Origin of the sequence: Dinghuibacter sp. (assembly GCF_035492835.1) — a bacterium.
In the GTDB taxonomy this organism is placed as follows: domain Bacteria; phylum Bacteroidota; class Bacteroidia; order Chitinophagales; family Chitinophagaceae; genus Dinghuibacter.
Window position 1 is genome coordinate 25,932 of record NZ_DATJIY010000168.1, and the last position, 11,025, is coordinate 36,956.

Genomic DNA, 11,025 nt, shown 5'->3' on the forward strand with positions numbered 1-11,025 from the left:
ATTTATGCCTGTTAACCGGAAGCTCAGGAACTTCATCAACTACTTTCTTGGTCCCATCGTGATCTTGTGGGTAGGATATTCTACTTATACACATATCATCCGCCAGCCAAACCGGGAGGCAGCCTGGGCGAGCATCCGGAGCTCGCTAAGGGGAGACGGCCCGCTGCTGCTGGGGGCGACACTGCTCCTGATGTTGGTCAACTGGGGCATCGAATCCAGGAAGTGGCAGTTGCTTGTACGGCAGCTCGAACCCATCAGTTTTCGCAAAGCGTATTTCTCGGTGCTCACGGGCGTCTCTATTTCGATCAATACGCCCAACCGCATCGGCGAATATGGCGGACGTATCCTTTATCTCCAACCGGAGAACCGGCTCAAGGCGATTTCGCTGAATATGGTGACCAGTGTCAGCCAGCTGATCGTGACCATGGTCATGGGGATACTCGGCGTATGTTACCTGCTCGCGAACCTCAGCCGCGGCGCCCTCGACAAGCACGGACTCACGCCCTTCTGGCTGGACGTCCTGATTTACGGAGGAACGGCCTTTTGCGCGCTGACGGTCGTCCTCTATTTCCGGTTGTCATGGCTGGTCCGTATCCTGGAAGCCATCCCGGCCTTGCGCAAGGTCAAACCGTACATCGCCGTCCTCGACCATTATGAATGGCCGCTGCTGGCCTCCATGCTTTTGCTATCGACCATCCGTTTTGTCGTCTTTGTTACCCAATATATTCTGGTGTTCCGGCTGTTCTCGGTGGATGTTACCTGGTGGCAGGGTTTTTGGGCAGTTAGCGTATTGATGCTGATCCTGGCAGTCATTCCGACCATTACCCTTACAGAACCATTGATCAGGCAGGGGGTGGCCATCACGCTTTTGGGATTATTTAACAATAATTCAATGGGGGTTGGGTTCGCATCATTTGTCATTTGGATCATAAATTTGATTATCCCCGCCCTCCTGGGTGGCTTACTAATTTTAGGGATTAAAATCATCAAAGACTAATGACACGGCTCCGGACCTGTTTGTTGATGACCTTGCTAGGCACCTCGGTTTCGCAAAATGCGGGTAACGACTTCTGCGGTATCCACAATACCGCCTTTGTCGCGGGGGAATCGGTTACGTTCAGTGTATACTATACGCTCGCGGGCGTGTATGTCTGGGGTGGAGACGCCATCTTTTCGGTGGGTTTGGAACAAATGAACGGTAAGCCCGTCTACCATGCGGTGGGCGACGGCAAGACCAACTCGTTTTTTGATGGGATTTTCAAGGTGCGGGACCGGTACGAGTCTTATATCGACACCGCCAGCCTTAAACCGGTGAAGTTTATCCGTAATGTGGATGAAGGCGGATACAAGCTGTATGAGAACGTTTCCTTTAACGACGTAACCAATACGGCTACCACGACCAAGGGTCTTTTCAAAACCCCGCCTTGCATCCAGGATGTGTTAAGCTCTATTTACTATGCCCGCAACATCAATTTCGACGCTTACAAGGTAGACGACAAGATCCCATTCAATATGTTCCTGGATTCGCAGACGTATAATTTGTACTTACGCTACCTGGGAAAGGAGGTCGTCAAAACCCGTTACGGCAAGTTCCACGCCATCAAATTCAAACCCTTGCTGATCAAGGGGACGATGTTCCAGGGTGGTGAAGGTATGACCGTTTGGGTGTCGGACGACCGGAACCATATTCCCCTGCGCATCGAAAGCCCGATCACCGTAGGGAGCGTCAAGGTGGACATGATGAAATACCACGGGCTGCGATATAACCTGACGTCGTTTATGGGCTTCTAAAGCTCGCTCAGCTTGAAAGTTTGCGCCACCCGGATGCCTTTTTCGGTGCGGTTTAGCGTGCAGCATTCGTTTACCGGATCGTGCTCGAAGTACAAGATGTACTGGTTGTCCACGGCTTCTTCCAGGAAGTCTTTCTTTTCCTGTAGCGTCCTCAGCGGAAACATATCATAGGCCATGACATACGGCAGCGGCAGGTGACCCACCGAGGGCAGGAGGTCGGCCATGTAGACCAGGGTGCGGCCCTTGTATTGTATCTGCGGGAGCATCATCGCGGCGGTGTGGCCGCCGGCCAGGCGGACATCGAAGGGGCCGTCGGGCCAGAGGGCGCGGCCGCCGGGGGTACCGGGGGCAACAGCGCCCGCGCCAGTTACACCGAGACCGGTGCCCTCGGTCTCCAGGAACCGGAGCTGCCCGCTTTGCTCTATGGGGAGTATGTTTTCCTTTAAAAAAGACGCCTTCTCCCGGTCGTTGGGATGTACAGCCCAGTCCCAGTGTTCGCGGTTGCTCCAGTAGGTGGCGCTCGGGAAGGCGGGCTTTCCGCCAGGGGCGATCGCTCCGCCGCAGTGGTCGAAGTGGAGGTGCGTCAGGAATACATCGGTGATATCGTTACGGCTGAATCCGTGTTTAGCCAAACTGCCGTCCAGGGTGTCGTCCCCATGGAGGTAATAGTGGGAAAAAAACTTCTCGTCCTGTTTGGTCCCGATGCCCGTGTCGACGAGCACCAGCCGGTCGCCCTCCTCTACCAGGAGCAGGCGCATGGCCCAGTTACAGAGATTATTGGCGTCGGCGGGGTTGGTTTTGTTCCAGATCGATTTGGGCACCACCCCGAACATGGCGCCGCCGTCGAGCTTGAAGAATCCGGTGTCAATGGTGTGCAGGCGCATGGGCTACGCTGGGTTGGGGCCGCATCCTGACAAAAAGGAGCAGGACAAAGCCGATGATGAAATAGGCCATAAGCGCCAGCACCGAATTGCGCATGCCGCCCATGGAGTCAGCGACCAAGCCGAATGTCGAAGTCCCGATAACCGTGCCGATCTTGTCACAAACGTCATAAAAGCTAAAGTAGGACGCGGTGTCGTTGGTCTCGGGGAGTAGTTTGGAATAGGTGGAACGGGACATGGACTGGATGCCGCCCATGACCAGCCCCACGGTAAAGGCCACCCCGTAGAACTGCATCGCAGTATGTGTGAAATAGGCCATAACGCAGATGCCGATCCAGATGACGATGTTCACCCCCAGCACGAAGATATTCCCCGTGCGGGCGCTCAGCAACGAGAACAGATAGGCGCCGCCGATGGCAACCAGCTGGATGACCAGGATACACCGGATCAAATCGGCCGAGGGAAGTTTTAGCTCATCCGCGGCGAAATAGGTGGCCATATACATCACGGTCATCACGCCCATGTTATAGAAGAAAAAGCTCGTCAAATAGCGTTTAATCGTTGGGTAGTGGACGAACTGCCGCCACACTTTGGCCAGCTCGTGGAAACCGTTGGTCAGGATCGAGTGCTCGGGGTGTTGCTCCGACGGCTTGCTGGGCGGCAGCACGTTAAAGGTAAGCTGTGCAAAACCGGCCCACCAAAGCCCCGTGGCAGCAAAGGAAAGGCGCGCGGGCCAGGCGCCCAGCCCCCAGTGCAGACTATCATTACACATGATTACCGCCAGGCAGAGGATGAGCAGAATCACGCTGCCAACATATCCCAACGCAAACCCTTTGGCGCTGACGCGATCCTGGTCCTCCTCGGCGGCGATTTCCGGCAGATAGGCGTTGTAGAATACCAGGCTGCCCGAAAATCCGATAGACGCCAGAATGGACAGCAGGACCCCCAATACGACGTGGGTGCTGTCCATGAACACCAGGCAGACGCAGGAAAGCGACCCCACGTAGCAAAAAAACTGCATGAACTTCTTTTTGTTTCCCTTATAGTCCGCGATAGAGGAAAGGATGGGGTTCAAAAAGGCGATGATCAGGAACGACAGCGAGATCGAATAGCTGGCGACGGCGGCGCGGCTGAAGGCATGGCCCAGGAAGTGGATGTGCTCCGGCGCCACCGAGGTGTAATAGATGGGAAAGATGGTCGACGTGATGACCAGCGAATAAGACGAGTTGGCCCAGTCGTACATGGCCCAACCATTAATTACTTTCTTGGAGGCCGTTGGCATAAGCGAAGGTCGTTATTGGATGATGCCCTTCCAAACGAGCAGGAGAACGATGATCCCTGCCAGGATACGGTAGTATCCGAAGAGCCTAAAGCCGTGCTTCTTGAGGTAATCCACGAAAAACTTCATGGCCAGTATGGCTACAACGAAGGCGATGACGTTCCCCAGGGCCAGCAGTTTGATCTCGGAGGATTCAAGCAGGCCGTGGGCCTTGTGGTAGTCCAGGAGGTCCTTGGCCGTCGCGGCGACCATGGTCGGAACCGCCAGGAAGAAGGAGAATTCCGCCGCCACCTGGCGGGTGAGTTTTTGCTGCATGCCGCCGATGATCGAGGCCGCGCTGCGGCTGACACCGGGGATCATGGCCAGGCACTGCCAGATGCCGATGACAAAGGCTTTGGTATAGGTGATGTTTTCTTCGTCCTCGATCGTCGGGCGTTTGAAGACGTTGTCGATGAACAGGAGCACGATGCCGCCCAAAAGAAAGGTTACGCCCACCACCGCGGGTTCCTTGAGGAGCTCCTTGATCTTATGGGCGAAGATGATGCCCAGCACCAGGGCTGGGATGACCGCCACGATCAGCTTACCATAGAAGCGCCAACGGGCAAAGTCGAAGAATTTCTTCCAATACAGCACGACAACCGCCAGGATAGCGCCCAGCTGGATGCAGATTTCAAAAAGTTCGAGGAAATCGGTCTTGGGGAGTCCCAGGATCGAACTCGTCACGATCATATGTCCGGTCGAGGAAACGGGTAGGAATTCGGTGAGCCCTTCTACGATGGCCAGGATAATGACGTGCAGGATGCTCATGCCTTTTTGGCTTTGGGCTTTTTCATGATCGCGAAGATCTCGATGACCAGCCCGCCTACAACCAGGATGGGGGCGATGGTGACACGTCGGATGCTATATATTTCGCTGGGATTGAAAACGTTGGGGTCTGTGGATTTACCCCCGGCCATCAGCAGGAGACCCAAAACGATCACTACCACGCCGATGATCATCCATTGGATGTTACCAGCTTCGAAGAGGGGAGCAAACGGTTTTGCGGCAGGTTTCTTGACGGTTTCGGCGGGTTTCTTAACGGCTTCCTTTGCCATTGGCGTTTATTGGTTTAAGGGTCCAAATGTAGGGTATTTGACCTAATACAGGTCGTCGAGCTTCATTTTTAGGTATTTGACAACGGAACGGTGGGTGCTGAGGAAAGTGATGCTCACCCCGATGAACAACAGACCGCCAAACAATATACCCAGTAACATATTGTCTCTCAGTGCCTTTAGGTCTGGTAAGGCCCGTTCGGCCCAAAAGATCAGCGTGGCGACGGCCGCAATGGCGATCAGCGCGCTGATCAGCCCGTTGACGACCGCCTTGAGGTCAAAGGGCCGGGCGATGAACACGCGTGTCGCGCCCACCATCTGCATGGTTTTGATCAGGAAGCGGTTCGAGAACATCGCCAGCTTTATAGTGGTATCGATCAGGACGATGGTGATCACGGCCAGGAGGATGACGATGGCCAGCAGGATCATTTCGGCCTGCCGGACGTTCCGGTTGAGGTTGTCTACCACGGCTACGGGGTATTTTACCTCCTGTACGATCAGGTGCTGCTGGATGTCCCTGGTGATGACCGACAGGCTGTCCTGGTTGACGTATTCGTTCTTTACCCGGAAATCAAGGCTGGCCGGGAGCGGGTTGTAGTCGAGGACCCGGGACCAGTCGTCGTTCCCGTCCTTGATAAAGCGCTGCCTGGCTTCGTCCTTGGAGATGTATTCGACCTGGCGGGTGTACGGCTGCGCCGCGATATATGCCTTAAGGCTGTCCACTTCCCGCTGAGGAGTATTTTCCCGGATAAAGGCCTGGATTTCGACGTTCCCCCGGAGGTATTCTTCCAGCTTGTTCGCATTGATGACGATCCAACCGAGGATACCCAGGATAAACAACACCAGGGCGACGCCCAGGATCGAAAAGAAGTAATTGGGTTTGGACCGCTTGGCGGAAAACTTGCTCGTGGTGGTCATGCTTCCAAAAGTACGTATTTTTGTTCTCCTCTATAACGCCTTTGCGCCCGAAATATTACTATGGAATATAATTTCAGAGACATCGAAAAGAAATGGCAGCGTACCTGGACCGAGATCGGCGCCTACCGCGTTTCCAATGATTTTTCCAAACCCAAGTACTATGTGCTGGACATGTTCCCCTATCCCAGCGGGGCCGGTCTGCATGTGGGCCATCCCCTGGGCTATATCGCCTCCGACATATACGCGCGCTACAAGCGCCTTAAGGGTTTCAACGTGCTGCACCCGATGGGTTACGACGCCTTCGGCCTGCCCGCCGAGCAATACGCGCTCGAAACCGGGCAGCACCCGGCCGTGACTACGGAAGCCAACATCCGTTCCTTCCGGGAACAGCTCGACAATATCGGTTTTAGCTTCGACTGGAGCCGGGAATTCCGAACCAGCCAGCCGGATTACTATAAGTGGACGCAATGGATATTCCTGGAGTTGTTCAACAGCTATTTCGACCGCAAGGCGGGGAAAGCCCGTCCCATTGCCGGTTTGGAGGTTGCTTTTTCGATGGAGGGTAATGAGGGGGCGCCTTGCCCCGGAAATGAGTCTTTGCGGTTCACGTCGGCCGACTGGGCGGGTTATTCCGCGCGCGAGCGCGCCGACATCCTCATGCAATACCGCCTGGCCTATTGCGGTTATGGGGAAGTGAATTGGTGCGAAGCCCTGGGGACCGTGCTGGCCAACGACGAGGTCATCAACGGCCTGAGTGAGCGCGGCGGGTATCCCGTCGTAAAGAAAAAGCTCCGCCAGTGGTATCTCCGTATCACGGAATATGCCGACCGTCTGCTCGAGGGGCTTGAGCGGATACAGTTCAGCGAGGCCATGAAGGAGATGCAGACCAACTGGATCGGGAAGAGTTTCGGGGCGAACCTGTTCTTCAACGTTGCCGGTTCCACCGATCGCCTGGAGGTCTACACGACCCGCCCGGACACGATCTTTGGCGTGGATTTCCTGGTGCTGGCGCCGGAGCACGAGCTGGTGGGCAGGATCGTCCCGGCCGACCATCAGGCAGCGGTCTCCGCTTATGTCGACTATGTCAACAGCCGCAGCGAGCGCGAACGCATGGCCGAAAAGAAGATCACCGGTTGCTTCACCGGCGCCTACGCGGTCCATCCCTTTACCGGGGCGCGCGTGCCCATCTGGATATCCGAATACGTCCTGGCCGGTTACGGTACCGGCGCCATCATGGCGGTGCCGTGCGGAGACGAGCGCGACTTCCGTTTTGCGCAGCATTTCAACATCCCCATTACGAATATCATCGGTGACGCCTATACCGGCGAAGCCGCCAACCCGACCAAGGACGAGGTGCTGTCCAACAGCGATTTCCTGAATGGGACCGTGATGCGCGACGCCATCGGTGTGGTGATCGAACGCTTTGAAGCGATGGGCATCGGCCGTCGCAAGGTCAACTACAAGATGCGCGACGCGGCGTTCAGCCGGCAGCGTTACTGGGGCGAGCCGTTCCCGATCCAGTGGATCGACGGGGTCGCGACACCACTGCACGACCTTCCCCTCGAGCTGCCTTTTGTGGAAAAATATGGTCCGGGCCCCGAAGGCGAGGGGCCGCTGGCCAATGTGCCGGCCTGGACGGCCCGCCACCTGGAAACCAATACCATGCCCGGGTACGCCGGCAGCAGCTGGTATTTTCTACGCTACATGGACCCACACAATGCTGCGGCATTCTGCGACCGGCGCCTGAGCGATTACTGGAACCAGGTCGATTTGTATATCGGCGGTACCGAACACGCCGTCGGGCACCTGCTTTATAGCAGGATGTGGACAAAGGCTTTATTCGACTTGGAGTACATCGGGTTCGACGAGCCGTTCAAGCGGCTGGTGAACCAGGGGATGATACAGGGGAGCAGCCGGTTCGTCTATCGCGTCCGCGGCACCAATAGATATGTTTCGCTCGGTCTGAAGGACGCCTACGAGACCGATGCGCTGCACGTCGACGTGAACATCGTGGATGGGATCGAGCTTGACACCGGGGCCTTCCGTCGGTGGCGTCCTGAATACGCCGACGCCGAATTCATACTCGAGGACGGCAAATACCTCTGCGGCTCCGAGGTAGAGAAAATGAGCAAGTCCAAGTTCAACACCGTCAACCCCAACGCCCTCGTAGAGCGCTATGGCGCCGATACCTACCGGATGTACGAGATGTTCCTCGGTCCCGTCGAGCAAAGCAAACCCTGGGACACCAAGGGGATCGAGGGGGTACACCGCTTCCTCCGTAAGCTCTGGCGGCTGTTCTACGACGAAACGAAGGGCGCCCTCTGGACGTCCGGCGCGGCCACGCCCGAGGAGTTGAAGGTATTGCACAAGGCGATCAAGAAGATTGAGGAAGATACCGAGCGCTTCTCCTTCAATACCGCGGTGAGTGCGTTCATGATCTTGACCAGCGAGCTGTCGGACCTCGACTGCCACAAAAAGGACGTGCTTTCGCAGACGCTGATCCTACTGACGCCTTACGCGCCCCACGTGGCCGAAGAACTCTGGCACCAGCTCGGTATGCCCGGCAGCATCCTCGACGCGGCTTACCCTGTGTTGAATCCCGCCTACCTGGTGGAGTCCTCCAAGCTATACCCCATCGCCATTAACGGCAAGACCCGCACCGAGCTCGACATCGCCCTCGACGCCTCGCAAGCGGACATCGAGGCGTTGATCCGCTCCAACGAAGTGGTCCAGAAGTGGTTGGACGGCAAGCCGTATAAGAAGGTGGTGTATGTGCCGGGGAGGATGATTAACGTGGTAGTCTAAGACAAAAGGACGTCGGCTGACACGCCCAGTTCCCGGTGGAAGATTTTAGCGAGTTCCAGTGTTAACGGCTTCCTTTTATTCAGGACAGCGGAGATGTAACCTTTAGAGCCTACCTTTCCCACAAGGTCTTTATTGCGGAGCCCCTTTTCTTCCATTTTGGCCTTGATGGCTTCGATGGGGTCGGGGTATGGTATGCGGTAGTGCTGGTCTTCGTATTGTTTGATGAGTAGAAGGACTACTTGGAGGGTTTCACCTTCCGCGCTGTTGGGCTTTATTTTTTTGTCAAAAAGCTCGTCTGCCCAAGCCAGGTAAGCTTCGTAATCCTTTTTGTTTTTTATAGGCCGTAACGTCATCATCTATTTTGATTTGTAGGTCACCGTTTGCACGTCAATCTTATCGTAGGCTGCATGAGGTCCGAACCATTTAATCTGTATAGCCTTGTATTCGAATACCATTCTCACGACTAACCTGTATTTGTTCCCCATGATGTTAAAAACTACCCTGTCATCACCCACCAGGCTTGCGCTCGCATATACCCGCTTGAGCTCATTGAAGCTTTTGAAACTGCCCAGCAACAACTCATGGTACCATTCCTGTAATGCAAAGGCAGCATCCGGGTATTTTTTACAGTAGTCCAGCAGGGTTTTTCGGGCAATGATGTTGAACACCACCTAAAGATAAGTAAAAGTTTTCTATTGGAAAACTTTTACTCAGAGCGTAGGCTCGCCACCGGCTTGCGCCGCGCCGCGCGGACAGCCTGGAGGCTGACGGTGGTGATGGTGAGCGCCAGGGCGCCGAGGGACACCAGGCCCAGCATCCAGCCGGAGACGGAGGTGCGGTAAGCGTACTGCTCCAGCCAGCGGTGCATAAGGACGTAGGCGAGGGGCGTGGCGACGAGGCAGGAAAGGAGGGTCAGCTTGACGAAGTCGGCGGACAGCATTCCCCATATATCGGCGACGGTGGCGCCGAGGACCTTGCGGACGCCTATTTCCTTGGTGCGTTGTTCGGCTACGTAGGTGGCGAGGCCAAAGAGACCGAGACAGCTGATCAGTACGGCCAGGAGGGCAAAGAAACCGGCGAGCGTACCGACGCGTTCCTCGGCGGCGAATTTGGTCGCGTACTGGTCGTCCACGAAGGTGTAGTCGAAGGGAGCGGAGGGAATGAGGCGGTGAAAAACGGCGGCTATTTTGGGGAGCGCTACGGCGGCGCTGGTTTGCGGGTTTATCCTCAGGGTGATCCAGCCGGGCTGGTCGAGACGCAGGGTATAGATGGTTTGTTTGACGGGTTCGAACGGAGAATTGGCGACTACGTCGCGCACGACGCCCAGGATACGGAAGGACTTGTGTACCCCCTCATAGTCATTTTCCCATCGTACGGATTGTTCGACCGGTTGGTCGAGGTGCATGTATCGGGTGGCCGCTTCATTGATGATAAGGCCATTGCTGTCCGTGGGAAAGGCCCTGGAGAAATCCCGGCCGCCGGTAAAGTCGAGGCCGACGGTTTTGGCGAACTCCGGGGTGACGCGGACGACCGCGAAGTCGGATTCGGCGGAAGGGTCTTTACCCGGCCACTCGATACCGCCGGTGTTCGACCAGGTTCCGGTCACCGACTGCGAGGATTCCGTCATGGAGGATACGACGCCGGTGCCCCGGAGGGCGTTGGTCAGGACGTCGTATTTTCCCTGGAAGTCGGGGCTGGTCATCTGTATCTGTATCAAACCGGCGCGGGTATAGCCTACAGGCCGGTCCTTGGCGTATTGCACCTGGCGATAGACGACCAGGGTGCCGATGATCAGCGCGATCGAAACGGTGAACTGGAAAACGACAAGCACCTTGCGCGGCAGGGTGGCGTTGCGGCCAGCGCGGAATATCCCTTTCAGCACCTTGACGGGGCGGAACGATGAAAGATACAGCGCGGGGTAGCTGCCGGCCATCAGACCGGTCCCCAGCGTAAAGGCCAACCCGGCGGTCCAGAACCAGGGACTTGTCCAGGGTAATTGGATCGTCTTGGCGGACACGCCGTCGAACCAGGGTAGCAGCAATTGCACCAGCAGGATGGCGATCGCAAAGGCCAGCAACGTCGTGAGCATCGACTCGCAATAGAACTGGGCGATGAGCTGGAGCCGGGCGGAGCCCATGGTTTTGCGGACGCCCACTTCACGCGCCCGGCGCTCGGAGCGCGCGGTGCTGAGGTTCATGAAATTGATACAGGCGAGTAATAGGACGAACAGCCCGATAGTGGCGTAAAACCAAACGAATTT

The 11,025-nt window shown here is 56.3% G+C and carries 11 protein-coding genes; 3 read left to right on the forward strand and 8 right to left on the reverse strand.

Features of this window, described 5'->3' with window-relative positions; translation table 11 throughout:
• The first annotated feature begins 4 nt into the window (after nucleotides 1-4).
• A complete protein-coding gene (locus VL547_RS15875) occupies nucleotides 5-997 on the forward strand; it encodes a lysylphosphatidylglycerol synthase transmembrane domain-containing protein (protein WP_325579558.1) in 993 nt (330 codons plus the stop codon).
• The gene (locus VL547_RS15880; protein WP_325579560.1) at nucleotides 997-1,791 is read left to right on the forward strand and encodes a DUF3108 domain-containing protein; all 795 of its coding nucleotides are present in this window, start codon (nucleotides 997-999) and stop codon (nucleotides 1,789-1,791) included. Before VL547_RS15875 ends, VL547_RS15880 begins: the two co-directional genes overlap by 1 nt.
• Here the strand turns inward: VL547_RS15880 and VL547_RS15885 are convergent.
• From VL547_RS15885 to VL547_RS15905, 5 genes are read right to left on the reverse strand one after another with little or no spacing between them, the layout of a single operon-like run.
• Nucleotides 1,788-2,675, reverse strand: a complete 888-nt coding sequence (locus VL547_RS15885; RefSeq protein ID WP_325579562.1) for an MBL fold metallo-hydrolase — start codon at nucleotides 2,673-2,675, stop codon at nucleotides 1,788-1,790. The two genes, VL547_RS15880 and VL547_RS15885, sit on opposite strands and share 4 nt — an antisense overlap.
• Nucleotides 2,656-3,954 carry an MFS transporter gene (locus tag VL547_RS15890; protein ID WP_325579564.1) on the reverse strand — a complete coding sequence of 433 codons (1,299 nt, stop codon included), beginning with the start codon at nucleotides 3,952-3,954 and terminating at the stop codon, nucleotides 2,656-2,658. The genes VL547_RS15885 and VL547_RS15890 overlap by 20 nt, the downstream gene beginning before the upstream one ends.
• A gap of 12 nt (nucleotides 3,955-3,966) precedes the next feature.
• Nucleotides 3,967-4,758 carry an undecaprenyl-diphosphate phosphatase gene (locus tag VL547_RS15895; RefSeq protein ID WP_325579566.1) on the reverse strand — a complete coding sequence of 264 codons (792 nt, stop codon included), beginning with the start codon at nucleotides 4,756-4,758 and terminating at the stop codon, nucleotides 3,967-3,969.
• On the reverse strand, nucleotides 4,755-5,045 hold the full coding sequence (locus tag VL547_RS15900; RefSeq protein WP_325579568.1) for a DUF3098 domain-containing protein: 291 nt from the start codon (nucleotides 5,043-5,045) through the stop codon (nucleotides 4,755-4,757). Before VL547_RS15900 ends, VL547_RS15895 begins: the two co-directional genes overlap by 4 nt.
• Before the next feature lie 42 nt (nucleotides 5,046-5,087).
• Nucleotides 5,088-5,960: a cell division protein FtsX gene (locus VL547_RS15905; protein ID WP_325579570.1), complete on the reverse strand. Its 873-nt coding sequence runs from the start codon at nucleotides 5,958-5,960 to the stop codon at nucleotides 5,088-5,090.
• Nucleotides 5,961-6,020: 60 nt separating this feature from the next.
• Between VL547_RS15905 and leuS the strand changes: the two genes are divergently transcribed.
• Nucleotides 6,021-8,765, forward strand: coding sequence for a leucine--tRNA ligase (gene leuS / locus VL547_RS15910; protein WP_325579572.1), 2,745 nt, complete (start codon nucleotides 6,021-6,023; stop codon nucleotides 8,763-8,765).
• Here leuS and VL547_RS15915 read toward each other — a convergent pair.
• The 3 genes from VL547_RS15915 to VL547_RS15925 all read right to left on the reverse strand — a co-directional run.
• A complete protein-coding gene (locus tag VL547_RS15915; protein WP_325579574.1) occupies nucleotides 8,762-9,121 on the reverse strand; it encodes a transcriptional regulator in 360 nt (119 codons plus the stop codon). The two genes, leuS and VL547_RS15915, sit on opposite strands and share 4 nt — an antisense overlap.
• On the reverse strand, nucleotides 9,122-9,433 hold the full coding sequence (locus VL547_RS15920) for a type II toxin-antitoxin system HigB family toxin (protein ID WP_325579576.1): 312 nt from the start codon (nucleotides 9,431-9,433) through the stop codon (nucleotides 9,122-9,124).
• A 38-nt stretch (nucleotides 9,434-9,471) separates the two neighbouring features.
• Nucleotides 9,472-11,025: FtsX-like permease family protein (locus tag VL547_RS15925; RefSeq protein ID WP_325579578.1), on the reverse strand; the 1,554-nt coding region annotated here is incomplete at its 5' end.

What these genes read in the sequence shown, in the direction of transcription:
- VL547_RS15900 (WP_325579568.1), bottom strand. Translation starts at nt 5,045, where the DNA reads ATGGCAAAGGAAGCCGTTAAGAAACCCGCCGAAACCGTCAAGAAACCT.
- VL547_RS15880 (WP_325579560.1), top strand. Translation starts at nt 997, where the DNA reads ATGACACGGCTCCGGACCTGTTTGTTGATGACCTTGCTAGGCACCTCG.
- leuS (WP_325579572.1), top strand. Translation starts at nt 6,021, where the DNA reads ATGGAATATAATTTCAGAGACATCGAAAAGAAATGGCAGCGTACCTGG.
- VL547_RS15875 (WP_325579558.1), top strand. Translation starts at nt 5, where the DNA reads ATGCCTGTTAACCGGAAGCTCAGGAACTTCATCAACTACTTTCTTGGT.
- VL547_RS15905 (WP_325579570.1), bottom strand. Translation starts at nt 5,960, where the DNA reads ATGACCACCACGAGCAAGTTTTCCGCCAAGCGGTCCAAACCCAATTAC.
- VL547_RS15895 (WP_325579566.1), bottom strand. Translation starts at nt 4,758, where the DNA reads ATGAGCATCCTGCACGTCATTATCCTGGCCATCGTAGAAGGGCTCACC.
- VL547_RS15885 (WP_325579562.1), bottom strand. Translation starts at nt 2,675, where the DNA reads ATGCGCCTGCACACCATTGACACCGGATTCTTCAAGCTCGACGGCGGC.
- VL547_RS15890 (WP_325579564.1), bottom strand. Translation starts at nt 3,954, where the DNA reads ATGCCAACGGCCTCCAAGAAAGTAATTAATGGTTGGGCCATGTACGAC.
- VL547_RS15915 (WP_325579574.1), bottom strand. Translation starts at nt 9,121, where the DNA reads ATGATGACGTTACGGCCTATAAAAAACAAAAAGGATTACGAAGCTTAC.